Source organism: Acidimicrobiia bacterium, from assembly GCA_040289475.1.
Taxonomy (GTDB): Bacteria; Actinomycetota; Acidimicrobiia; order ATN3; family PSLF01; genus PSLF01.
The window spans coordinates 35,697-59,311 of the sequence record PSLF01000008.1; the positions used below are offsets into that span (position 1 = coordinate 35,697).

22 protein-coding genes are annotated in these 23,615 nt (G+C 56.0%); 21 read left to right on the forward strand and 1 reads right to left on the reverse strand.

What is annotated here, in order from left to right; all coding sequences use genetic code 11:
- Nucleotides 1-27 precede the first annotated feature (27 nt).
- The 15 genes from C4318_05610 to nusB all read left to right on the forward strand — a co-directional run bounded on the left by C4318_05610 (nucleotide 28) and on the right by nusB (nucleotide 14,326).
- Complete coding sequence (locus C4318_05610; protein MER3454621.1) at nucleotides 28-1,239, forward strand: type II secretion system F family protein; 1,212 nt, start codon at nucleotides 28-30, stop codon at nucleotides 1,237-1,239.
- Nucleotides 1,240-1,364: 125 nt separating this feature from the next.
- Nucleotides 1,365-1,910 carry a hypothetical protein gene (locus C4318_05615; GenBank protein MER3454622.1) on the forward strand — a complete coding sequence of 182 codons (546 nt, stop codon included), beginning with the start codon at nucleotides 1,365-1,367 and terminating at the stop codon, nucleotides 1,908-1,910.
- Nucleotides 1,911-2,055: 145 nt separating this feature from the next.
- Nucleotides 2,056-2,889, forward strand: coding sequence for a prepilin peptidase (locus C4318_05620; GenBank protein MER3454623.1), 834 nt, complete (start codon nucleotides 2,056-2,058; stop codon nucleotides 2,887-2,889).
- Nucleotides 2,890-3,251: 362 nt separating this feature from the next.
- A complete protein-coding gene (locus C4318_05625) occupies nucleotides 3,252-3,458 on the forward strand; it encodes a hypothetical protein (protein ID MER3454624.1) in 207 nt (68 codons plus the stop codon).
- Nucleotides 3,458-4,519, forward strand: a complete 1,062-nt coding sequence (locus tag C4318_05630) for a pilus assembly protein PilM (GenBank protein MER3454625.1) — start codon at nucleotides 3,458-3,460, stop codon at nucleotides 4,517-4,519. Before C4318_05625 ends, C4318_05630 begins: the two co-directional genes overlap by 1 nt.
- A 1-nt stretch (nucleotide 4,520) precedes the next feature.
- A complete protein-coding gene (locus tag C4318_05635; protein MER3454626.1) occupies nucleotides 4,521-5,366 on the forward strand; it encodes a hypothetical protein in 846 nt (281 codons plus the stop codon).
- A 13-nt stretch (nucleotides 5,367-5,379) separates the two neighbouring features.
- On the forward strand, nucleotides 5,380-6,219 hold the full coding sequence (locus C4318_05640) for a hypothetical protein (GenBank protein ID MER3454627.1): 840 nt from the start codon (nucleotides 5,380-5,382) through the stop codon (nucleotides 6,217-6,219).
- 279 nt (nucleotides 6,220-6,498) lie between these two features.
- Nucleotides 6,499-7,116, forward strand: coding sequence for a hypothetical protein (locus C4318_05645; GenBank protein ID MER3454628.1), 618 nt, complete (start codon nucleotides 6,499-6,501; stop codon nucleotides 7,114-7,116).
- Between the two features lie 283 nt (nucleotides 7,117-7,399).
- Nucleotides 7,400-8,575 (forward strand): chorismate synthase, encoded by a 1,176-nt coding sequence (locus tag C4318_05650; GenBank protein ID MER3454629.1) that lies wholly within the window; start codon nucleotides 7,400-7,402, stop codon nucleotides 8,573-8,575.
- A 56-nt stretch (nucleotides 8,576-8,631) separates the two neighbouring features.
- Nucleotides 8,632-9,186, forward strand: a complete 555-nt coding sequence (locus tag C4318_05655; protein ID MER3454630.1) for a hypothetical protein — start codon at nucleotides 8,632-8,634, stop codon at nucleotides 9,184-9,186.
- A complete protein-coding gene (aroB, locus tag C4318_05660) occupies nucleotides 9,162-10,295 on the forward strand; it encodes a 3-dehydroquinate synthase (protein MER3454631.1) in 1,134 nt (377 codons plus the stop codon). The genes C4318_05655 and aroB overlap by 25 nt, the downstream gene beginning before the upstream one ends.
- A complete protein-coding gene (locus C4318_05665) occupies nucleotides 10,292-10,843 on the forward strand; it encodes a 3-dehydroquinate dehydratase (GenBank protein ID MER3454632.1) in 552 nt (183 codons plus the stop codon). The genes aroB and C4318_05665 overlap by 4 nt, the downstream gene beginning before the upstream one ends.
- Nucleotides 10,840-12,006: a hypothetical protein gene (locus C4318_05670; protein ID MER3454633.1), complete on the forward strand. Its 1,167-nt coding sequence runs from the start codon at nucleotides 10,840-10,842 to the stop codon at nucleotides 12,004-12,006. Before C4318_05665 ends, C4318_05670 begins: the two co-directional genes overlap by 4 nt.
- A gap of 87 nt (nucleotides 12,007-12,093) precedes the next feature.
- On the forward strand, nucleotides 12,094-12,663 hold the full coding sequence (gene efp / locus C4318_05675; protein ID MER3454634.1) for an elongation factor P: 570 nt from the start codon (nucleotides 12,094-12,096) through the stop codon (nucleotides 12,661-12,663).
- Between the two features lie 7 nt (nucleotides 12,664-12,670).
- The gene (gene nusB / locus C4318_05680; protein ID MER3454635.1) at nucleotides 12,671-14,326 is read left to right on the forward strand and encodes a transcription antitermination factor NusB; all 1,656 of its coding nucleotides are present in this window, start codon (nucleotides 12,671-12,673) and stop codon (nucleotides 14,324-14,326) included.
- 61 nt (nucleotides 14,327-14,387) lie between these two features.
- Here nusB and C4318_05685 read toward each other — a convergent pair whose 3' ends face one another.
- Nucleotides 14,388-14,666 carry a hypothetical protein gene (locus tag C4318_05685; GenBank protein MER3454636.1) on the reverse strand — a complete coding sequence of 93 codons (279 nt, stop codon included), beginning with the start codon at nucleotides 14,664-14,666 and terminating at the stop codon, nucleotides 14,388-14,390.
- Between the two features lie 368 nt (nucleotides 14,667-15,034).
- Here C4318_05685 and C4318_05690 point away from each other — a divergent pair, with 368 nt between their 5' ends.
- The 6 genes from C4318_05690 (at nucleotide 15,035) to C4318_05715 (ending at nucleotide 23,572) form a co-directional block, all read left to right on the forward strand.
- Complete coding sequence (locus tag C4318_05690; protein MER3454637.1) at nucleotides 15,035-15,586, forward strand: bifunctional pyr operon transcriptional regulator/uracil phosphoribosyltransferase PyrR; 552 nt, start codon at nucleotides 15,035-15,037, stop codon at nucleotides 15,584-15,586.
- Nucleotides 15,583-16,593, forward strand: a complete 1,011-nt coding sequence (locus tag C4318_05695) for an aspartate carbamoyltransferase (GenBank protein ID MER3454638.1) — start codon at nucleotides 15,583-15,585, stop codon at nucleotides 16,591-16,593. The genes C4318_05690 and C4318_05695 overlap by 4 nt, the downstream gene beginning before the upstream one ends.
- A gap of 61 nt (nucleotides 16,594-16,654) precedes the next feature.
- A complete protein-coding gene (locus C4318_05700) occupies nucleotides 16,655-18,022 on the forward strand; it encodes a dihydroorotase (GenBank protein MER3454639.1) in 1,368 nt (455 codons plus the stop codon).
- The gene (locus C4318_05705) at nucleotides 18,019-19,206 is read left to right on the forward strand and encodes a carbamoyl phosphate synthase small subunit (GenBank protein ID MER3454640.1); all 1,188 of its coding nucleotides are present in this window, start codon (nucleotides 18,019-18,021) and stop codon (nucleotides 19,204-19,206) included. The genes C4318_05700 and C4318_05705 overlap by 4 nt, the downstream gene beginning before the upstream one ends.
- A gap of 76 nt (nucleotides 19,207-19,282) precedes the next feature.
- Nucleotides 19,283-22,561, forward strand: coding sequence for a carbamoyl phosphate synthase large subunit (gene carB / locus C4318_05710; GenBank protein MER3454641.1), 3,279 nt, complete (start codon nucleotides 19,283-19,285; stop codon nucleotides 22,559-22,561).
- A gap of 6 nt (nucleotides 22,562-22,567) precedes the next feature.
- Nucleotides 22,568-23,572 carry a dihydroorotate dehydrogenase gene (locus C4318_05715; protein ID MER3454642.1) on the forward strand — a complete coding sequence of 335 codons (1,005 nt, stop codon included), beginning with the start codon at nucleotides 22,568-22,570 and terminating at the stop codon, nucleotides 23,570-23,572.
- Nucleotides 23,573-23,615: the final 43 nt, after the last annotated feature.

The following is a 23,615-nucleotide window of genomic DNA, read 5'->3' on the forward strand; positions in this document are numbered from 1 at the left end:
GTAGCTCAATTAGGAGAGGAGCTTACGGTGCCTGACACGTTTGTATATAAAGTGCGCGATTCTCAGGGCCAACTTATCGAGGGCGAACTGGCTGCAGACAATGCCACCGTTGTCACAGCCAAGCTACGTGAGATGGGATACATACCCATCGAGATCTCCAAGAAACAAGAGGGCCTAAAGCGCGAGATCACGATCGGCGGCAACAAGGTCAAACTAAAGGACCTGGCGGTCTTTTCTCGCCAGTTTGCCACAATGATCAATTCGGGCCTGTCGCTTCTGCGATCGTTGAACATCCTGGCCGAGCAGACCGAGTCGAAGCCGCTGCGCGAAACCATAAGACAAGTGAGGGACGAGATAGAGGGAGGGGGGTCTCTGTCGTCAGCGCTTGCCAAGCATCCCAAGGTCTTCAACGACCTGTACGTCTCGATGGTCCGCTCGGGAGAAACCGGCGGAAACCTCGATTTGGTTCTCTTGCGGCTAGCTGAGACGATCGAAAAGCAGGTGGCACTGAGAAGCGAGATCAAGTCAGCCATGACTTATCCGGTCGTGGTGTTCGTGATGGTCGTACTGATAGTCACGGCGATGCTGATCTTCATAGTGCCCATGTTCGAGAACCTCTACAAAGAGCTGGGAGGCACGCTGCCAGCTCCGACGAGGATTTTGATCGGTGTTTCCAACCTCATAAAGAGCTTATGGTGGCTGGTGATTCTCCTTGGCGTAGGGGCGTTCTTCGGACTGAGGGCGTGGAAGAAAACCGAGTCGGGTCGAATGATCTTCGACTCTTTCAAGATCAAGGTTCCAGTGTTCGGACCGCTCTTTCACAAGGTGGCCCTTTCCCGCTTTTCAAGAACCCTCTCGGATCTCATACGATCGGGTGTGCCTATCTTGGAAAGCTTGGACATTGTGTCGGGAACGGTGAACAACGCAGTGGTCTCCAAGGCAATCCTCGCTGTCCAAGAGAGCGTGAAGAGCGGCGAGAGTATTGCGAGGCCTCTCCTAGAGCACTCGGTCTTCCCACCGATGGTAGTGCAGATGATCGCCGTTGGAGAGGAGACAGGCGCCTTGGACACTATGCTCACCAAAATAGCTGACTTTTATGATCAAGAAATTGAGGCTACGGTACAGGCACTCACTTCGCTCATCGAGCCAATCCTTATAGCAGTGATGGGCGCCGCTGTAGGGGGGATGGTTATTGCCTTGTACATGCCGATGTTCAACATCGTCAACCTCATCAAGTAGATGGCAGAAACTATTATTGCAAGACCCCTAAAGGCCGGTTGCTTCGCGACCGATACCCTAAACAGCCTGAGGCGAGAGGTTGCATCTTGCCCAGGTGAGTCCAAAAAGAAAGGAGGTGATACAAGATGATGTGGCTCAGAAAAGACCTAAAGGGTAAAGACGAGGGCTTTACCTTGATCGAGCTGATGGTGGTGGTGCTGATCATTGCAATACTTATCTCCATCGCCATCCCGACGTTTTTGGGAGCCCGGCGTCGTGCCCAGAACCGTGCGGCTCAGTCGAACCTGCGCAACGCACTAACGACGGAGAAGACCTACTACGTCGACACCCAGCGCTACACCGATGTCCCGGCGCAGCTCCAGCAAGTGGAGAACTCGCTGCTCTGGGTGAACAACGCTACGGTCAATTCCACTAACTGCGCAGCCGCTCAGCGTCGGGTATGTGTTGCAATCCAAAACATACTGACGACTGTAGCCGCAGCCTACAACGGCGGAACAGCGGCTGCTTCCGGGAACAACTACAACCTCGGTGACGAGGCGATAAGTGGTGGATCGGGAGCAGGAACATGGTATGCCTGCAACGACGGCTCAGCTGACCTCAACATCGGTCCTTTACCTGGAGCAGTCGCCGGAGCAAGCCAAGACCAAAACCAAGGTTGGATGTGCTCTTAGCGATTCCACTCCCAGGCGTTGGGGTCAGACTCTGTGAGCGAAAGGGGCGCCATATGGCGCCCCTTTTCGCTATTTGACGATCCAAACTTGTTGGCTCTCTTATTGTCCCGACGTATTCTGTGGCGACTAAAGGAGTCGGTCTGGGTTGAATTCTTTCCAGGACTGGACGATCGTCGTTTTTTGGACGCTTGTGGGATTGATTTTTGGTTCGTTCGTCAACGTGATCGTAACGAGGGTCCCAGAAGGGCGGTCGATCGTTCATCCACCGTCTCGGTGTCCCCACTGCCTGGCACCCATAGGTTTTTGGGAGAACATCCCAATTATCTCTTACTTTTTTTTAGGTGGTAGGTGTAGGCACTGCAAAGAGCCGATCGGATGGAGGTACCCCGCTACCGAAGCTGGGGTAGCCGTTGCCTTCGGCGTCGTGGTCTGGAGGCTGTGGGTGACAGCCAACAGGCCTGCGGCTGCGATTCTCGTTATGGCAGCTACAGTCGTCTTTGTCTCGGTAGCGATCATAGACGCCAAGACAAAGCGCATTCCTCGGAAGCTCGTGTACTGGGGACTGGTCATGGTGATCCCCTTGAGCGTAGTCGTAGCTCTCTATGAAGCACGCCCTGCGGCGTTGATTATTGCACTGGCTTCCTCGATGGGTTATGGGATCGCATTGTTTGCGATCCACAGCATCGATCCACGGTGGATGGGCTTTGGAGATGTACGCTATGCCTTTTTCCTAGGTTGGGTGTTGGGATACTTCGGGTGGTGGTATCCGCTCGCTGGCTTTATGCTGGCATTGGTAATTGGAAGTGTCGTGGGGCTTACGCTTGTCGCAGTAGGCAAGAGCCGATTGGGAAAAACTATTCCCTTTGGCCCGTTTCTTTCTCTTGGGGCCTATGCGGTACTTCTGTGGGGTTGCGAGCTTGCCGGCTTGTATCTACACCTCATGGGTCTTCCCCTTGCAGGATGCCGAACGTTACCCTAAGCGCGGCGAGCTTGCCCGCTTGTATCTACACCTCATGGGTCTGGCTCTGCGATAGACATCCGAGCTTGCGCCAATAGTGCTTTACAAAGCAGGAATTTGCTTGTATTGTTATACCACAATTTTTGGGGCACACAAGATGTGGCGGAGTTGGCGGCGCCGGCGGGTCCGGCCCGACCGATCTCCGCCGTTCTCTATCTAAGAGGACATGTAAGGGGCTCGCCTCGATGGGGGGCCTGGGGACAGTGTTAGATGTGTGACTGAAGATTGCTGGAGTTGTCTAGGTATCAAGATTTTGCAACCTTTGGACGATTTAGGAAAAGCGAGTCGTACAATGCAAGCAATTGACTCGAAGCGAGTGGGTTTTGTCAAGAGCAGAAGTACCACCAAAGGTCGAGTTACTGACCGTGCGGGAGGTCGCAGGGCTCACCCGGGTCTCGACCATGACGGTGTATCGGCTAATCAAACGGGGAGAGCTTCCGGCGGTGAGAGTAGGTCGCTCTTACAGAATTCGGAGGCAAGATTTGATCCGCTATTTGCTTAGCTCTTCTACCGCAGAGGAGAGGTCGTAGTGCCAAAGACTGTTGTCGGCCTTGATATCGGCACCTCGTCGGTGAGGGGTGTCGAGATACGCATCGGAAAAGACCGCCCCGTGTTGGTACGCATAGCTCAGCAAGAGATGGCTCCCGGATCGACTCGTGAGGGTGAAATTGTCAATCCGCCTGCAGTCGGAGACGCAATCTCGAGGTTGTGGAAGTCGGGAAAGTTCAAAGGCAAGGACGCTGTCGTAGTCGGGGTGGCCAACGCGAAAGTAGTGGTGCGTCAAGTCGAGTTGCAGTGGATGCCAGAAGAGGAGTTGCGCAACGCCTTGGCGTTCCAAATCCAAGAGTTCATTCCCATTCCGTTAGAGGAAGCGATCATTGACTACATGCCGGTAGAAGAGGTGTATCCAGGCGAGGGGCAGCGCCTCTTACGGATTTTAGTAGTAGCTGCTCAAAAAGAGATGATCCAGTCATTGATAGAGACGTTGCAGTATGCAAAGCTTCAACCTGCCGTCATAGACCTAAACGCGCTGGCTCTAATGAGGTCTCTGGTGAGCATGTACGGACTTGAAGAGCCACCGCCCGCCGAGGCACTCGTCGACATTGGCGCAGGCATTACGAACGTTGTAGTACACGAGCAAACCAAACCCCGCTTCGTGAGAATCATCGCCGGCGGGGGCGACGACTTTACTGCAGCAATCTCCGAGCAGCTGGGCGTAGATCCAATCAGTGCAGAGCAGATCAAAAGAGAGATAGGTGCTTCGGGGTCTGCTCCTCCTGGCTACGATCGCGCGATGGACGTGATCGAAGAAAAAACGGCCTCTTTTGTTGACGAGATTCGCGGATCCCTCGACTTTTATATGGCCCAGCCCGATGCCCAGCCGATCTCTCGAGTTGTCCTCTCTGGAGGAGGCTCGCAGCTTAGGACGATTCCAGATCGGTTACGCTCCGCCTTAGGGATCCCTGTCGAACAGGGGCATCCTCTTCAGTACGTTGAGCTTGCCGATCTTGGCATGCACCCTGAGCAGTTGGCCTCGATAGAGCCTTATCTGGCAGTTCCTGTAGGTCTGGCCTTGAGCGAGGCGGTCTGAGATGTACAGGTTCAGGGGTGGAATAAACCTAGTACCTCCCGAGATAGCCGAATCACGCCTCGTCAGGCGGAATTGGTACATAGCCCTAGCGATCATCGCTGGTGTAGTAGCAATCCTTGTGGTACTCACCATTTTGCAGGCTGCGCAGAGCAAGCGACTGGCTAATAAAGTGGAGGCACAGCAGGCAGAAAACAATCGTCTAAAGGCTCGCGCAGCTGAGCTGGAGTACCTCGAGGGGCTTCAGACCGAGTTCGAGACGCAGCGCTCCTTGGTTCAGGCAGCCTGGACGAACGAAGTTTCATGGGCGAAGGTCCTTCAAGAGATTGCATCGGCAATGCCCGACGGCGTGTATTTGAACAGCTTCACGGGAGAGGCAGGGACTCAGCAGAACGTTCCCGCCCAGGGCCAGAGCCAACAGCCCAGCCCAGGAGGTCAGCAGACCTCACCCGGGGCAGCCCCACCAGGTAATGTGCTGCCACCATCGAGTCCTTCACCGACCCGCAAGGTTATTGGCAAGGTCACGATTCAGGCTGTAGCCAAAAACCACAGGGAGGTCGGTAATTGGCTATACAGGGTCAATCGAGGAATGCCCTCTCTAACTTATGCCTGGGTTCGGGACGCAACGCTGTCAGAGCAAAAACAGCAGCTTCCCGGCGGAGGAGAGGTCGCTACTACGAAAACTTCGTTCAGTTTCGAAGCATTCCTCAGCCCATACGCCATGGGATGGATGGGCCGCTGTGCAGAGCGCGGATTCGAAAACCTCGCTCAAGCACCATACGGAGTCTGCGGACACTCGTTCTACGGTGCGCAATCATCTGGTGCCCCGCCGCCGACACCGAGAAGATAGCAGGTAGGTCTCAATGCGAAGGGTGATTCCATTCATCGTGGCTGCAGTGGTGTCGGTGACGCTCATTCTTGCTTGGTTCTTTCTGATAAGGAGCCCGTTGGGGGCAAACAGGGCCGAAAAGCAAAAGGAGCTCTCGAAGTTACAGCAAGAACAGCGTAATCTCGAGACTACGATTGCTAGACGGGTCGAGCTCCAGCGCAATGAGGCTCGTACGCGGGCTGGATTAGTTGAATTCCGTCAAAACGTGCCTGACACGCCTGACCTGGCGGAGTTCATCTGGGCAAATTATGAGATCGCTCGCCAAGCGGGAATGAAGTGGATGTCAATCGCCCCCTCGATACCAGAGCAACCACAAAAGACGAGCACTCCGTCCCAAGCACCATCTACAGCGGCGCCGGCAGAGATGAACATCTCTCTAAATCTAGAGGGCGGTTACTTCCAGATGATCGACTACTTGATTCGACTGGAAAAGCTGCGCCGTACCTTTGTAGTCGACAATCTACAGATTCTCGCTCAACTTGAGACCGCGCAGTTGCAGGTGAGCATTCGGGGCCGAATGTTTACCACCCAGACTGGTCTTCCTTGGACTCCATCTGACGCCGACCTGAATCTGATTTACCCGCCGCAGGGTCCGAGCCAGCGAGGCCAGATTCCTGGAGCGCCGGAGGCTGGTTGTACACCGCCCCAGCCCGGATTTTCCGAGGGTAGGCAGCCGAACGAGCTCGGGAACTGCTCTGGTCAGCTTTTCGTTCCGAGAGCCGGCGAGCCTGTTCCGCCTCAGCCAACTGGAATAGGTCCCAGTCCATCGCCTACAGGTGGCGGGGCGGGCGGCGCAAAGTCTATGGGCCCGTAGATAAAGGCGGCCTTGAAGATGATTGGGATTAGGTAAGCGATGAGTACAGATATCCCCACCGGACCGATACAGCCACCTACTGGACCTATAGGCCAGGTGCCAACAGGTGGTCCCGGGCAGTATGGCCCGCCTCCGCCACCACCGGGCGCACCTCTAGGTGAGGGTTTTGGTGTGGGAGGCGGACCTGGTAGCCTAGCCCCGGAGGGAGTGCCTCCGGAGCAACCAGGAGCCCCGGCGCCGGAGGGCGCGCCCCCGACCCGCACGACAAGTCGCAGGCCAATGATAATTGCCCTAATGGTATTGGGGGTTTTGTTGATCGCGGCGGCTGTGTACTTTGTGTTTCTGAGAGGTGGTGGGGAAAAGCGGACTGCTACTCCCACCACGCCTCCAGCAGCCCCGAGAACGCCACAGCAACCCGGCGGACAGGGCGCGCCCGGAGGAGGGACAATTACCGGAACAGCTGGGCCGGCACCAAGTCCATATCCCTCACTAGATCCAGGGCTTCAAGCAGACATCGCCGAATCTTTTCAGCAGTACAGTTCAAGGAATCCGTTCCGCTGTACGTTCGCTTGTCCCGTGCCTGCGACTACTACTACGGGAGCAAGTGGTACTACGGGTACTACCGGGGGAACGTCCTCGACGCCGTCGCCCGCTCCACAGGGCGGAAGCACTTCTGGTACTCAGCAGCCTTCTGGCTCGGGATCGTCGGTGACTCTCAAGGAGATAGTGGGTGGAACTCAGGCAGTTGTTCAGGTCTCCGGGCAGACATTTACTGTGGGAGTTGGTGAGACATTTGCTGGTAACTATAAGCTCACGCGAATCGCTGGGAATTGTGCCTCGTTTCTGCAGGGTGACTCTCCATTCACCTTGTGTACCGGACAGTCGGTGCTCAAGTAAGCAAGCACCCCTCTTATCCGGTCAGCTGGAATGCTTACGGCATCCTCGCTCTAAGGAGAGATCGCGGAGCCGCCAGCAGCTCCAGGAGGCGGGTACTACGTTAGTTTGACGGAGCGGGCGGGGGGCCGGGAAGTTCGTAGACGGCCGTCACTCGGGTCTCTTGGCGGACTTCCCGGCCCCGGGGTACAGGCTGAACGAAGCCCGAACGGTTGAGCCCGAGCCTGAAGGACGCCAATGTATCCTGCGACTCGTTGTTAGTCCTACGGGTACCATTTCACTTGACATGCTTAGGTTCTTGACTTCCGGAGAATCCCATGGCTTCGGCCTTGTAGTGGTCCTCGAGGGCCTTCCTGCTGGCATTTCCTTTAGCACGAAGGATTTGGCTAATGAGTTAGCACGAAGGCGCCTGGGGTTCGGTAGAGGGCCTCGCATGGCGATTGAAGAGGACAGAGTCCGAATTGTAGGGGGCCTCAGGCACGGGAAGACTCTTGGATCGCCGTTCTCGGTGCTAATCGAAAATTCAGAGTTTGCCGAGAAGTGGGCCGAAACGATGAGTCCCGATCCCGGTGAAGTTTCGGGGGCTTTGACCCGTCCGAGGCCTGGCCATGCCGATCTGGGCGGAATGATCAAGTACGGATTCGAAGATGCCAGGAACGTGTTGGAACGATCGTCGGCAAGGGAGACTGCAGCTCGAGTCGCAGCGGGCGCCATATGCAAGGCTTTTCTAGAAGCAGTGGGCGTGCGAGTACTAAGCCACGTCTTAGAAGTGGGGGGCGTCAGGGCCGATGTAGACATTCCACATCCCGATGATCTCGAAGCGATAGACAAAGATCCCTTGAGGTGCTTGGACTCCCGGGCTTCCCAGGACATGGCCGCTGCAATTGAGGCAGCCCGAGAAGAGGGAGACACGGTCGGAGGCGTTTTCGAGGTCGTCGCTTATGGGTTGCCCGTAGGGCTCGGATCGTACGTGCATTGGGACAGGCGTCTGGACTGTAGGCTCGCAGGAGCGTTGATGAGCATCAACGCCGTGAAAGCAGTCGAGATCGGGGAGGGAATTGCACAGGCGCGTTCGAGAGGATCGCAAGCTCACGACGAGATCGTGTGGGGAGATTCCGAGGGGCTGTTTATCGAAAGAAAAACTAACAGAGCGGGCGGAATCGAGGGTGGAATGACGACGGGAGAGCCTCTTGTGGTGAGGGGTGCCATGAAACCTCTGTCTAGCCTCGCCCGTCCGTTGGCGACTATCGATCTTGCGACTGGAAAGCCAGCCGAAGCCATAACTCAGAGGACGGACACTTGTGCGGTCCCGGCAGCAGCGGTCGTGGGCGAAGCCATGGTCTCTTTTGTATTGGCTGACGCGATATTAGAGAAGTTCGGGGGCGACACCCTAGGCGAGATTCAGGAGCGCATTCGGGCTTACGAAGCTAGGCTGAAGCGTCGCTTGGATAGCTTGCCTTGAGAAGGGGTAGTACGAGCCAGCAACGCCGATGGGACCGCCATCTGTTTCTCATCGGCATGATGGGTGCCGGAAAGTCGACGGTAGGGCCGCTCCTCGCCAACCAGCTCGGTCTTCAATGGATAGATCTTGACCAGATCGTAGAGGAAAAGACGGGACAATCCATTGGCGAGCTGTGGAGATATAGCGGAGAGGTTCTGTTCAGGAGGCTGGAGGCCGAGGCACTGGAATCGCTGGGAGGAGAGGCCTGTGTTGTGGGATGCGGCGGGGGAGTGGTGACTTACGAGAGGAGCAAGGAAGTATTGGCGAACCGGGGGCACTGTGTGTATCTGCGAGCTTCTCCAGAAGAGCTCGCTGCCCGAATTTGGAGGGGAGGTGGGGCCGAGACAGAAAAGTCTTTCTCGCATAACTTTGAGACCAAGGCTGTGGAGAGCCGTCCTCTACTTTTGGGAGTCTCATCTGAAGAAGAGCTTAAAGCCCGCCTTTCGGAGCTGCTTTCGGCGAGAGAACATTTGTACGAAGATCTCGCGAACTTTGTAGTCGACACAGAGAATCGAAGTCCACAAGAGGTAGCGAAGTCGATAGCGGAGTGGTGGGAGCAAAAGTGTCGGTAGCTGAAGTTTTGATAGTAGCACCTAGTCGCAGCTACCCAGTACTGATAGGAAGCGGAATCCTACGGGAGCGACTAGCTAAGGCTGCCTCTGAGCTTGTGGACGCAGAGCGGGCAGCAATCATCACCGACACGGGCGTTCCTCAAAGATGGGTCGAGGAGGCGTGCCGGGGCATCAAAGACGCTGGCATTGAAGTGTCCATTTTCGTCTTCGAACAGGGAGAGTCGTCAAAGACCATTGGTACGTGCTCTGAGCTTTTGAGCGCTATGGCCGACTCGGGCCTTCACCGACGCGATGTTGTAGTGGGCGTGGGAGGAGGTGTCACGACCGACATAGCGGGATTTTTGGCCTCCATCTACATGCGCGGTGTTGAATTGTTCCAGGTTCCCACGACACTCTTGGGAATGGTCGACGCCGCTATAGGTGGCAAAACGGGCGTGAACTTGCAAGGGTGGAAAAACCTCGTGGGAAGTTTTTATCAGCCTGCCGTCGTCATCTGTGACCTATCTACCTTGGAAACCCTTCCAATCGAAGAGCTTAGGACTGGAATGGCAGAGGTCATCAAGTACGGGTTCATTTCTAGGCCGGAGATACTGGAGCTTGCAGCGAGCCTGCGTTCACGCCTTGTTGACGACCATCGCGAGATTTTTCGCTACGAGGAAGCCGTTGAGGTGGTTCGTTCTTGCGTAGAGGTAAAGGCATCCGTGGTCTCTTCTGACGAAAGAGAATCTGGAATACGCGAGATTTTGAACTTCGGTCACACCTTGGGACACGCAATCGAGAGGGTTACGTTGCACAAAGTTAGCCACGGGGAGGCAATCTCGATCGGGATGGCTTTCGAGGCCGAGCTCTCGGCACTTTTATTGGGTATTGACCCTTCTGTTGTGACTGAGGTTCGTGGGCGGATCGCAGAGATGGGGCTTCCTGTTTCGGTCGGAGGAGTTGAGCACAGAGTGGCGAAAGAATCGGTGTTCGAAGCGATGGCTATGGACAAAAAGTATCTCGGGGGGATGCGCTTCGTGCTTCTTGAGTCGATTGGAAATCCAATTGTTCGGATGATCGATGATTCGACAAAGATCGATATTGCTTTGGCGCGGGTAGGAATACAGTGAATGGCTCGCGACGCGTATATCTCATAAATGGCCCCAACCTTTCAAGGTTGGGCAAGAGAGAGCCAAAGGTGTACGGCTCGACGAGCCTACGAGAGATCGAGGAGTCGTTTTCACGGCTGGCTTCTTCTCTAGGCTACGAGGCTGTATGTATTCAATCCGACTCAGAGTCGGAGATCATTAAAACCATTCACGCCGCAATCGACGAGAGTGCAGGGATCGTCATAAATCCCGGAGCCCTCACCCACTACTCCTACGCCATTGCCGATGCCTTGGCCCAGGCCCCTGGCAGGGTCGTAGAGGTTCACATCACCAACCCATACTCCAGGGAGGCTTGGCGCCAAAAGTCGGTTGTGTCTGCTTATGTGACGGGAACCATATCTGGATTCGGCGTGACATCTTATTTGCTGGCTCTGCGGGCATTGGCGGCGATAGATGGTGCAGAAACCCCTGGCGCTGACTCCTCCGAGCACTCGGACTGGAGCTCGAGGCCTTCAAACAAGCAGGCGGAGCGCCAAATGGAGCAAGATTCTGGAGGTGGACCGGCGTGAGGGTGTCGGCCCGCTCCGATCCTAAAAAGCCCTCCAAAAGGCCCAAGCGACAACGTAACAAAAGCGCGACCTCGCCTCAGTACCAGTTCCGCTGGGCAAAGGTGCGAAGACAAATGGCGGCCAATGCAATTCCCGCTCTGCTCGTTACCAAACTAGCCAACATCAGGTATCTAACAGGATTCACAGGATCTTCAGCAATGCTGCTGGTTACCCACAAGGACGCAGTCTTTGTGACCGACGGACGCTACGACTCTCAGTCAGAAGAGGAGTTGTCGAGAGCTGGGTTCGACGGCCACATTCTCGTTTATGGAGCGGAGGGTCTGGCCAAAACGGTAAAAGAGGCAGCCTCAATAGCCGAAGAAAAAAGAGTTTTCTTGGAAGCAGAGGCAGCCAGCTGGGGATTTGTTATACAGCTTAGAAAATGGTTAAGGGGTTACAAGCTGGAGCCGTCTTCTCAGATAATCGAGCAAGTGAGGGCTTCAAAGGACCCGTGGGAGATATCGCGTCTCAAGCAAGCGGCGCGTTTGACAGACTCGGCTTTCTCCGAGCTTCTCGGGTGGATCACTCCGGGCGTCACCGAGAGAGAAGTTGCTCTGCGCCTTGTGGATTACTTCGAGTCTTTAGGGGCCGACGGCATTTCCTTTGAGCCCATCGTCGCCTCTGGTGTGCGATCCGCCCTTCCTCATGCCCGTCCACAAGATAAGCAGATATGCAACAACGAGCTGGTAGTCCTCGATTTTGGGTGTCGTATCGACGGCTACTGCTCCGACATGACGCGAACGGTATATCTCGGCAAGCCTGATTCCGAGATCCGCAAGCTTTACACTTTGGTGCGCCGTGCCAACGAGGTTGGAGTGGCGGCGGTTTCCGCAAACCGTCTTGCGAGAACCGTAGATGCGGCAGCCAGGGGAGTAATTGCTAAAGGGGGCATGGGCGATTTGTTCGTTCACTCCACCGGGCACGGCCTCGGGCTAGAAGTCCATGAGTGGCCCAGGATCGGTAAAGGTGCTACGGATCGCATCCCGCTAAACTGTGTCGTTACTGTCGAACCGGGTGTGTACCTGCCTGGCCTAGGCGGTTTCCGGATCGAAGACATGGTCCTGGCGGTCAGAGGTGGGCACTCGTTGCTAACACGTTCACCTAAAGGACTCATCTGGCTGTGATGTCTATGGGCCGGTAGAGGGAGCCAAACAGCAACGGAGCACCTGCCGCTTGCTACCGGATCACGTGAGCGATACGAGGAGAATGAGTTGATATCGACCAACGACATCAGAACCGGAATGGCGCTGGATCTGCCGGAGGGGTTATTTGAGATCGTCGAATTCCAGCATGTAAAGCCCGGAAAGGGTCACGCGTTCGTCAGGATGAAACTAAAAAACCTTCTGACCGGGGCTGTTTTGGACAAGACCTTCCGAGCGGACGAAAAGGTCCCCTTGGCCGTCATCGACAAAAAGGAGATGCAGTTTTTGTACCGCGATGGGAACGCCTTGGTATTCATGGACAACGACACATACGACCAGCACAATTTTTCTCTGGAAGTGCCTGAGGTTGAGAAGGCCTCGGAGTTCTTGTCAGAGGGAGAGTCGGTTCTAGTCCACTTTCATGGCGAGCGTCTCATCAAAATAGAGCTTCCGCCCAGCGTTGTCCTGGAAGTAGTAGAGACGGAGCCAGGAGTAAAAGGCGACCGGGTCTCTGGAGGAACAAAACCTGCCAAGCTTCACACGGGTCTCGTCGTCCAAGTGCCGCTTTTCATAGAGGAGGGGGACCGCATAAAAGTCGACACACGAACGGGAGAGTACCTGACTAGGGAACAGGGTTAGCGGCGCGGTGAGGCGCCACAAGGCCAGGCGGCAAGCTCTTCAACTTCTCTATCAGACCGAGATCACGGGGCGTGATATCGAGGATGTGATTTCGGAGAGCCTCTCTTCAGGCGGGATGGAACCTTTTGCGCTTTTTTTAGCCAGGGGGGTTGCCCAGCGTCTACAGCGGATAGACGAGATAATCTCGGAGTTCGCTTCCGGATGGCAGCCCGAGACCATGCCCACCGTTGATTTGATAATTCAGCGCATTGGCGTCTTCGAGCTCGTCTTTACAGATTCTCCTTCGCCTGTAGCCATAGACGAGGCGGTCGAACTTGCCAAGGAGTATTCCACGGAAGATGCAGCCCGTTTCGTAAACGGTGTTCTCGACTCGGTGGCTGCCGAGCGCCAGAGGCTTCTTCGAGGAGAACAGCGGCTGTCTGTGTCAGAAATGTTTGTACTGCCCCCCGCACTCGGCGACGGCTCTACCAAGGAGGCTTTCCCTGCGGATTTGTGTCCGCCTGCTTACGGGAGTCGCTCCTTGGCAGAGGTCGGAAGCTGGATCCTTGCCGCTATGGGCGTTGGAGATTGGGACGAAGATACATACGAGCTTCCCATCCCGCCGTCTCTGCGGCGCCTTGTCGTGTTCGTAATCGATGGGCTGGGGGCCATTCAGTTGAGAGAGCACCGTGATGTCCTATCGGACATATGGGAGCTGGCCGGAACTTTTGCAACCTCGACTTTCCCTTCTACAAGCGCCACGGGACTTACATCGATTTGCACCGCCTCAGTTCCCGCAATCCACGGCATCGTTGGCTACCGCCTACTCGAGAGGGGACGAAGTTTCAATGTGATTCGCTTTGCTTATGATCAGGACGCTGCCGATGCGAAACTCGCTTTCTCGGGGATCGGTAGGCCTTTGAAGGCACCGGCTTTGCCATCTCCGAAGAAGTACCAGCCATGTAGGACGGTTTTCGAAATTATAGGGACAGCAAAGATAGGTGCTTACGTGATCACAAGGGACGAGTTCGAAGGCTCGGGGTTTTCCTCGCTATTGTTGCGCGGAGCAAGTTGGGCGTCCTATTCGCGGTCCTCGGAAATTCCCAATCGGGTTCGCAGCCTTCTGGAAGACCGGCGGCGCAAGCTTGTGTACGTGTACTGGGACGGGCTCGACAAAGAAGGACACGCTGCGGGTCCTACGAGTCAGAGGTGGGCTGACGCTGCTGCCAAGGCCAACTCGCTGTGCGAAAAGATACTGGCGACCCTGAAGCCTGGTGATGGCATCCTGGTTACCTCGGATCACGGAATGATTTCAACCCCAGAGGAGTCCCGCATTGTAGCGGACAGAGATGTCAAGGATTTGTGCCGCGCGGTGGTCGGGGAGCCCAGAGTCCGGTATCTGCATGCTCGACCCGGATCAGAGGAGGCTCTATTCGAGGCAGCCTCGGAGCGTTTTGGCGACAGCGGTTTGGTGTTCAAACGGGATAGAGCAATCTCTTTGGGCCTTTTCGGAGATGTGCCTTCTCCAGATGTCCAGAGTCGCATAGGAGATGTGATTGTCGCGATGCGGGGTGATTCGGTGTTGGTGGATCCCGATTGGCCGCAGGATCCTCCCCTTGGCAGTCACGGTTCTCTCACCGAAGGCGAGATGTTCGTTCCGTTCAGAGTTGCCGTTGGGGGATGAGCAAAGCCTGAGTATCTGCGAGTGGGTGCCGGTCTCGACTGCCCGCCAGCTGCAGCTAAACCTAGATCTTTCTTAGCCAAATCACCGGCTGGGAAGCGCGCACTTTCGAACCCGGCTCTACAAGTGTTCTCTCGACAATACCGGTAAAACGACTCACTACTGTTTGGCACCCACGCCGTTGGATTATTCGCCCTACCACCTCCCCGCGGTAGACGACGGCTCCGGGACGAATGAACGCCGGGTCGAGGTTCAGCTTCCCGGAGCACGGAGCTACAACAACCGCGTCGTCGCCCAATGCCTTTAGGTCGCCTTCGTAGGTATCTAGCATCGATTGGGACACCGCGCCCTCCCAACAATTCGAGCAAAAACATATGAACAACTCATGCGGCCCTCAGTTGGACGAATAGGAAACAAGGACGGTTTCGGGTTTTTATGTGATGTTTGTCACCGAAGCAGTGTTCCGCAATTTTCGGCACGCTCTCAGTTGCCGTGCTCGAAAAAGTGGGGCGTTTTAGTTGTCTCAGACCTGCGCTACCTGGGGATATCCGTATGATTCTCGATTGTGAGTTCGACTGGTGGTATCGTGGTCCTGGCTCCTCGGGCCTTCTTTACGAGTTTGGACTGCTCCTTTAATGGCTCGTCCGGTGAGGCGAGAAAGGACGTGAGTTGCGAGAATGCTCGCGCAAGAAAGTACTAGATGCCGCTTCTATGCGGCGGTCTATCGCTCGCATGGCCCATGAAATCGTGGAAGCCGGCAACTTCCCCGATTCTCTTGCTCTTGTAGGAGTATTTACCCGCGGGGTTCCGCTTGCTCGCCGTCTGGCCCGTCTGATAGAGGAATTCGAGGGGGCGCGTGTCGACTGTGGCGAGCTGGATGTCACGTTCTACCGAGACGACCTTCCTATGAGGCGTCCTCGTCCGTCGAGGCAGAGCGATCTTGGTTTCGACCTAACCGGTAGAAACGTGGTCCTAGTTGACGACGTGATCTTTACTGGTCGGACAATTCGAGCGGCGCTAGATGCCCTAATGGACTTCGGGCGGCCTAGACGAGCCCAGCTTGCGGTTCTCATCGATCGGGGCCATCGGGAGCTCCCGATTAGAGCCGATTTCGTAGGTAAAAACCTACCTACCTCTCTGGGCGAGGTCGTCAAAGTTCACCTCGAAGAAGTAGACGGAGAGGATGCAGTCTACATCGAGGTGCAAGACCAACAAGTACGGACCACGGGTGCCTCTACCCAAATCCCAACAACGAGGCCATGAGCGGAGGACATAGAGTCGTCGAGTCCGGTGACGAGGGGGGTGTGGTGACTGTTTCTCATAAATCTGTGGTACCTTCCGATCTGCTGTCCACAGAAGATATCGAAACCAGCTTCGTTGAGCGCATTCTTCGCGAGGCTGCCAGTTTCGAAGAAGTTTTAGCTCGACCGGTGCCTGTAGTGCCGGTTCTAAGAGGCGTAACTGTAGCCGTAGCGTTTTTCGAGCCTTCCACCCGAACGAGGATCTCCTTCGAGCTGGCGGCAAGGAGACTCTCCGCCGACGTGATTTCCTTTGCGGCAGCTGGATCGGCTGTATCCAAGGGAGAGAGTTTGATCGACACAGCCCTTACACTGACGGCAATCGGAGCCGACTGCTTGGTGATTCGCCACCCGTGCTCGGGGGCGCCCGAGCGAATAGCCGAGGTTTTAGATGTTCCAGTCGTAAATGCGGGAGACGGTTGTCATCAGCATCCGACCCAGGCTCTTACCGATTTATACACGATTCGGAAACGCTGGGGAGGGAACGAGCGCCTCAGGGTCACCATAGTCGGCGATATACAGCATTCGAGAGTGGCTCGCTCGGCAGTCTGGCTGTTTTCCCGCTTTGGATTCGAAGTTACTTGTGTAGGGCCTCCTGCGCTGCTGCCTCGTTACGCCGAGGGATGGCCGTGTGCGTTCAGTCACTCCTTGGACGACGTAATTCCAAATACCGATGTCCTTATGCTGCTACGACTTCAGCTTGAGCGGGGAGCAGGTGGTGCCATCGGATCGGAGGAAGAGTACAGGCAGTTTTTCGGGGTGGATCTAGCCCGAGCCAAAGCACTTCCCGAAGGGGCTGTAATCATGCACCCGGGCCCCGTGAATAGGGGGGTAGAGGTCGACCCAGATGTCCTGGCATTAGACAATTGCCTCGTCAACGAGCAGGTTGCGTCTGGGTTAGCCGTGAGGATGGCGGTTTTGTATTTGCTAACCGTGGGAAGCAGAGAGGAGCCGGCGGATGCTCGTATATGAGAATCGGTCTGACTCAACTTTGCTGCTATCCGATGCCGGCAGGATCGTGAGGTAGCCACCTATGATCTTCGAGACCTTGTTGATTCGGGGATGCGAAGTTGTTGGACCGGACGGCGTGACCCAGGCGGACCTACTCATAGAGGACGGGCGGATACTAAAGATGGGCAGGGGGATCAGGCATGCCCGAGCTCGAGTGATCGATGCGTCTGGAATGTTGGTGTTTCCTGGTCTCGTCGATATGCATACCCATCTGAGGGAACCTGGCCAAGAGCGATCCGAGACTATAGAGACAGCCTGTCGGGCCGCCGTAGCGGGCGGGTACACAGCAGTTGTCGCAATGCCCAATACCAATCCGCCAGTCGACTCGCCCGAAATAGTTGTCTCGGTAAGGTCGAAAGCGAACGCGGTGAGGTTGGTCGATGTCGAGGTGGCTGCTTGCGTAACCAAACATCGGAGCGGCTACCGACTTACGGAGATGGGGCGCCTCGCTGGATTGGGAGTGAGGCTTTTTACAGACGATGGAACCTGTGTGAGATCTGCGGCTGCCCTCAAGCTCGCATTGACCAACAGTGCCCGAATGGGATTCATAGTCGCTGATCACCCAGAAGAACCCTCTCTCGTTGGAGAGGATTTGGTCTCGCAATCACTTGAAGAGGAATCTAGATTTGGCTACGGCGCGCGGGAACGACGTGGTGTCGGTTGCATCAACGAAGGTGAGATCTCCTCGAGACTCGGCCTACCGGTCAGACCGAGAGAGGCCGAGACCGTCATAGTCTCTAGAGACTTGGCCATTTTGGCGGCCGTGGGAGGCCGTCTTCACCTTCAGCATTTATCGACGTCGGACAGCTTTGATTTGTTGAAGCGTGCCAAGGAATCAGGACTTTCTGTTACAGCCGAGGTCGCCCCGCACCATCTCGTATTTACCGAGGAGGCTGCGAGCGGATGCGACCCCGTCTACAAAGTCAACCCCCCTTTGCGCACGCGGTTCGATCTTGAGGCTGCTCGAGAAGCTTTAGTGGAAGGGGTCGTAGATGTGGTAGCTACCGACCACGCTCCGCACGCTCCCGAGCTCAAGGAACTTGCCTTTGAGGAGGCGCCTGCCGGCATCGCCAGTATAGAGATCGCTTTCTCCCTTCTTTACACCGAGCTAGTTTGCAACGGGGTGCTTTCCATACAAGATCTCGTGAGGCTCATGAGCTCCAGACCAGCTGAGATTTTGGGGCTCGAGGACCACGGCGGGCCCTTGCAAGAAGGATCAGCTGCAAACGTAGCTGTGTTCGATCCGTCTAGGACTTGGGAGTACGACCCATCTGTTTCCTATTCCAAGGCTAAGGCGAGCCCCTATGCGGGACGGAAATTCAACGGTAGGGTGGTTTTGACGATCTACCGAGGACAAGTGGTATTCGAAGAAGAAAGGAGCGGCGATTGAGGCGGCGGAAGGCACTTCTCGCTCTCGAAGACGGAGCGATCTTCGAAGGAGAGGCGGCTGGGGCCGATGCTGGGGCGCAAGGTGACTGCTTTGGGGAGGTCATTTTCAATACCTCGCTAACCGGCTACCAAGAGGTGATCACCGATCCTTCCTACTCCGGCCAAATCGTGGCTATGACTTATCCCCACATAGGCAACTACGGGGTTTGTGACAGCGACTCGCAAAGCAGGACGATTTTCGCCTCGGGCATGGTATTGCGCTCTCTCAGCGAGCATGCGAGCTCTTGGCGGAGCCACCGTTCGTTCGAAGAGTTTTTGATCGAGGCGGGTTGCCCGGCGATCACCGAGGTCGATACTCGCCGGCTGACCAGGCATATAAGAGACAAAGGAGCTATGACGGGGGTGATAGTCCATGGAGATGTCGATCCCGGGGACGCAGTCGAGATGGCGCGAAAAGCGCCAAGGCTCGAGGGTCGGGATTTGGTCAGGCGAGTGATAGGCAAGGAGCCGCAGAGTTTCGAGCCAGACGGGCTCTCGGCCCGCTGTCACATCGTGGCTTATGACTTCGGTATCAAACGGCGAATTATCGAGTACTTTGTCAAGCAAGGGGCCAAGGTCACCGTGGTGCCTGGTGTCACGCCGGCCAAGGAGGTACTTTCGCTTTCTCCTCATGGCGTGTTTCTCTCGAATGGCCCTGGAGATCCGGCGGTCGTCTCGTATGGGATCGAGGCTATAAAGGGTCTTTTGGGCAGAGTGCCTATTTTTGGGATCTGCTTGGGTCACCAGCTTCTGGGCCTGGCTTTGGGAGCAAAGACCTTCAAGCTTCCCTTCGGACACCACGGGGGAAACCATCCGGTGCGAGTACTTGCCACCGGACGTGTGGAGATCACCTCTCAAAATCATGGTTTCGCCGTATCTTCCGAGTCGCTCGGGGGCAGTCTACCGAAAGGGCTTCCCTGGAAAGAGGGCTCGCTGGAGGGACCGTTGCGTCTCAGAAGCCAAGCATTTGGCGAGATTGAGGTGACTCACCTCAATCTGAACGATGGCACGATCGAGGGAATCGAATGCCTGGAACTTCCGGCGTTTTCGGTTCAGTATCACCCAGAAGCTGCGCCGGGGCCCCACGATGCAGTCGGTCTGTTCGAGCGCTTTGTGGCTCTAGCGGCGGCTGGTGCTGGAGATTAGGCGGAACGCTACCGAGGCTTTTGTCGACGAAGGTCTGCAACGCCCGTGGTAGCGCGGAAAACCAGGAGAGCATTGCATGCCGGCTAGACGTGATATCCACTCGATTCTGATCATTGGATCGGGGCCGATAGTGATAGGGCAGGCTTGCGAGTTCGATTACTCGGGTACCCAAGCCTGTAAGGTGCTAAGGCGTCTCGGGTACCGGGTCGTTTTGGTCAACTCCAATCCGGCCACAATCATGACAGATCCAGGGTTTGCGGACAGAACCTATCTAGAGCCGCTTGATCTCGAGACTGTCACTGAGGTGATTCGTCGCGAGAGACCGGATGCACTTCTTCCTACGCTGGGTGGCCAAACTGCTCTGAACCTCGCTGTAGAGCTTGATTCCGAGGGAGTTCTCGACCGCTATGGTGTCGAACTCATCGGAGCAAAAGTCTCCGCGATAAAGACCGCCGAAGCGCGCGACGCCTTCAAAGCGGCGATGCTAGAGATAGGCCTGGAGGTACCTCGTTCAGAAGTGGTCACTACAGCCGAGGATGCCGTATCGGTCGCCGAGTCTTTGGGTTACCCGGTTGTTCTTCGCCCCTCTTTCATCTTGGGCGGGGGAGGATCGGCGATCGTGCGCTCCCCAGAAGAACTGGAAGGAGCAGCAAGGGCTGCAATCCATCAAAGCCCAGCAGGCCAGGTATTGATCGAGGAGTCGGTACTCGGATGGAAAGAGTTCGAGCTCGAGGTGATGAGAGACCTCGCTGACAACGTGGTAATAGTGTGTTCAATCGAGAACTTCGACCCGATGGGAATCCACACAGGCGACTCCATCACGGTCGCTCCGGCTCAGACGCTCTCCGATGTCGAGTACCAGAGAATGCGCGATGCTGCAATGGCAGTGATTCGCCGTATCGGGGTAGAGACGGGCGGCTCGAACATTCAGTTCGCAGTAGACCCTAAAAGCGGACGGATGGTTGTCATCGAAATGAACCCCCGCGTGTCGCGTTCTTCCGCGCTGGCTTCCAAGGCGACTGGGTTTCCGATCGCGAAGATGGCAGCTCAGCTAGCAGTTGGGTGTACCCTGGACGAAATAGCCAACGACATCACCCAAAAGACCCCGGCCTCTTTTGAGCCTACGATTGACTACGTTGTGGTCAAAATCCCCAGGTGGGCCTTTGAAAAATTTCCAGGGGTGGACGACACCTTGGGTACTCAGATGATGTCGGTGGGGGAGGTGATGGCAATTGGTAGAACTTTTCCGCAAGCGCTACAGAAGGCTCTGCGCTCGCTCGAGATCGGTGCGGCGGGACTAGGTCTTGACACGATAGAAGACTCGCTCCGTTCCATCGATAGCCAGGCGCTTCTCGACTCGGTCGTGCGACCTACTCCAGATAGGGTATTCCGAATCGGGGAGCTTCTCTACAGGGGAGTCGAGGTTGGCGAAGTAAGCGCCCATACCGGCATAGATCCCTGGTTTTTGTACGAGATGAAAAACGTCATAGAGCTTCGGCGCGAAGCAGAAATGTGCGCCAATGAGGCAAGCCCCGGCGCGGATCCGCCTCTTTCTCTTTTGAGAAGACTAAAAAGGAGCGGTTTCTCAGACATCCAAATAGGACGCATATTTGGCCGAAGCGAGAGCTATGTGCGAGATTTGCGAGCTAAGAGCGGAATCTCAGCGACCTATAAAACCGTCGACACCTGTGCTGCTGAGTTCGAGGCTTCGACTCCCTATCACTACAGCACTTACGAGGATGAGACCGAGGTCTGCAAGAGCGACAAAAAGACCGTAGTGATTCTAGGAGCCGGTCCCAATCGGATAGGGCAGGGAATTGAGTTCGACTACTGCTGCGTCCATGCGGTCTTCGCCTTACAGAAAGCCGGGTATGAGACGGTGATGATCAACTGCAATCCCGAGACGGTCTCGACCGACTACGACACCGCCGACAAGCTGTACTTCGAACCGCTTACTTTGGAGGATGTTCTCTCCGTCATAGAGGCAGAGGATCCTTTGGGGGTAATACTTCAGCTGGGAGGACAGACTCCGCTCAAACTAGCTCAAGCACTCCAAGATGCGGGAGTCTCGGTCTTGGGCACTCCCCCAGATGCAATAGACGTTGCCGAGGATCGCCGGCTTTTTGGAGAGCTATGTTCAAAGCTGGGAATTCTGCAACCACCTAACGCTGCGGTCACGACCGTAGAAGAAGCAGTGGAGGCAGCGCGTAGCATCGGATATCCGGTCCTAGTAAGGCCCAGCTACGTACTGGGTGGGCGTGCAATGGAAATCGTCTACCGCGAAGACGACCTGGTTGCTTACGTTCGGGAGGCTGTCAAGGCTTCCCGGCGAATCGAGAACTCCGATGCAACGGAAGAGCGTCCGGTTTTAATCGACCGATTTCTTGAGGACGCAACAGAGGTTGACGTCGATGCGCTCTGTGACGGAGAAGAGGTCTTAGTGGCGGGGGTCATGGAGCACATTGAGGAAGCAGGTGTCCATTCGGGAGACTCGGCCTGTGTCCTTCCGCCTAAGACACTCTCACCCCTCATTTTGGACGTTATAGAAGAGCATGTCACAGAGCTGGCGCTCGCGCTGGGCGTGAAAGGCTTGATAAATGTGCAATTCGCAGTCAAAGACGGCGAAGTGTTTGTCTTGGAGGCCAATCCCCGGGCCAGTCGAACGGTACCTTTTGTATCGAAAGCCACCGGGGTTCCCCTTGCGGGTCTGGCCGCTTTGGTGATGGTAGGCAAGGGACTCGCTTCGTTGCGGAAGGAAGGACTTCTTAGCGATTCGGTCATTGGGCACGTCTCGGTCAAGGAGGCGGTTCTTCCATTCGGCCGCTTCTCCAGCTCCGATGCGCTTCTGGGTCCAGAGATGAAGTCAACCGGCGAGACAATGGGGATAGCACGCACTTTTGGGATGGCCTTCGCTAAAGCCGAAGCCGGGGCATTCAGCAAGCTTCCAACCCAGGGAGGCATCTTTATATCCGTCGCTGACCGTGACAAGGCGGCCATCGTTCCAGTAGCTCGCCGATTCGCGAAGTTGGGTTTCGAGATCTTCGCAACGGCTGGTACTGCCGGTACCCTAAAGAATTCGGGGATTCCTGCTGTAGAGGTATCGAAGCTGGGCGAAGGCGGGGTGACGGGACTACAGCTGATCGAAGAAGGAAAAGTCGGTTTAGTTATCAACACTCCCCAAGGAAGAGGGCCGCGGGCAGATGGGTACTACCTGCGTCGTGCCGCTCTGGAGCAACGTATTCCTTGTATCACGACGATTGCAGGGGCCGAGGCAGCTGTATCGGGGATTGCAGCAATGCGGAGATCAAGGGCCGAAGTTCGCTCACTCCAGGAGTACCACGCCTCCCGGACATAGTTCGGGATGCTTCAGGCGCGCATGTTCAGCCGGATAAGCCGCAAGAGAGCCCGGATTGCAAATCCCAAAGAAAAATGCGTAGATCTTTCTGTTGACCTAGGTCCCCTTAGGCTTCGCTCTCCCGTCATCACAGCCGCGGGCACTTTTGGGCTGGCCGACGAGTACTTGAGGGGAGTCGACGTCTCGCGAATTGGTGCATACACGACCAAGTCTTTGTCGCTCGATGCCTGGCCCGGAAATCCTCCTCCCCGCATACGGCGGGCTCCAGCAGGCATGATCAACTCGATTGGCCTCGAAAACCCAGGAGTCAACGAGTGGGTAGAAAAGCACCTAGCTCTTGTGGAGCGTTGGGACATCCCCATAATCGGCAGTGTGTGGGGGAGGAGTGTCTCCGAGTTCGCCGAAGCTGCTTCGCGGCTAGCTTGTCGGAATTCGGTTATCGCTATTGAGGTGAATCTGTCTTGCCCGAACTTGGAAAAACCTACCGAGATCTTTGCCCACGACTACAAGCTGTCAGCATCTGTCATCCAGGCGGTTTCGAAGTCCGTCCGATCGGCGGGAAAACCCGTGTTCGCAAAACTCAGCCCAAACCTGCCTAGTCTTGTCGAGATGGCCAAAGAACTCCTAGAGGCTGGTGCTACGGGGCTCACCCTAACCAATACGGTTTTGGCCACTGCTTTAGAGATTCATCACGCGGCTCTGGCGTTGGGCAACCCTAGAGGGGGCCTGTCTGGGCCCGCTATAAAGCCGATCGTACTTAGGCATGTGCTGGAGGTGGCGAGCGAGGTTCGGGGTGTTCCAATTATCGGTACTGGCGGGGTCTTCAATGGCTGTGATGCCGTCGAGATGCTAATGGCGGGTGCTAGTGCTGTGGGTGTGGGCACGGCGAGTTTTTACGACCCGAGAGCTCCTGCCAAAATTGCGGGAGAGATTGAGGCCTGGTGTCTTCGTAGCCGGATTTTTTCGGTAAGAGAACTTCAAGGGGTTGCAATACCTGGCGGTCTGCCCTAATCTGCGTCATCACGAACGGTTATAATGCCGCGCGCACATCGCA

Bases quoted from the DNA above. Each gene is read 5' to 3' on its own strand.
- C4318_05635 (MER3454626.1), top strand. From the start codon at position 4,521: ATGTACAGGTTCAGGGGTGGAATAAACCTAGTACCTCCCGAGATAGCC.
- C4318_05715 (MER3454642.1), top strand. From the start codon at position 22,568: ATGCTTCAGGCGCGCATGTTCAGCCGGATAAGCCGCAAGAGAGCCCGG.
- C4318_05695 (MER3454638.1), top strand. From the start codon at position 15,583: ATGAGCGGAGGACATAGAGTCGTCGAGTCCGGTGACGAGGGGGGTGTG.
- C4318_05690 (MER3454637.1), top strand. From the start codon at position 15,035: ATGCGGCGGTCTATCGCTCGCATGGCCCATGAAATCGTGGAAGCCGGC.
- carB (MER3454641.1), top strand. From the start codon at position 19,283: ATGCCGGCTAGACGTGATATCCACTCGATTCTGATCATTGGATCGGGG.
- C4318_05650 (MER3454629.1), top strand. From the start codon at position 7,400: ATGCTTAGGTTCTTGACTTCCGGAGAATCCCATGGCTTCGGCCTTGTA.
- C4318_05645 (MER3454628.1), top strand. From the start codon at position 6,499: ATGATAATTGCCCTAATGGTATTGGGGGTTTTGTTGATCGCGGCGGCT.
- C4318_05700 (MER3454639.1), top strand. From the start codon at position 16,655: ATGATCTTCGAGACCTTGTTGATTCGGGGATGCGAAGTTGTTGGACCG.
- C4318_05615 (MER3454622.1), top strand. From the start codon at position 1,365: ATGATGTGGCTCAGAAAAGACCTAAAGGGTAAAGACGAGGGCTTTACC.
- C4318_05640 (MER3454627.1), top strand. From the start codon at position 5,380: ATGCGAAGGGTGATTCCATTCATCGTGGCTGCAGTGGTGTCGGTGACG.
- C4318_05655 (MER3454630.1), top strand. From the start codon at position 8,632: ATGATGGGTGCCGGAAAGTCGACGGTAGGGCCGCTCCTCGCCAACCAG.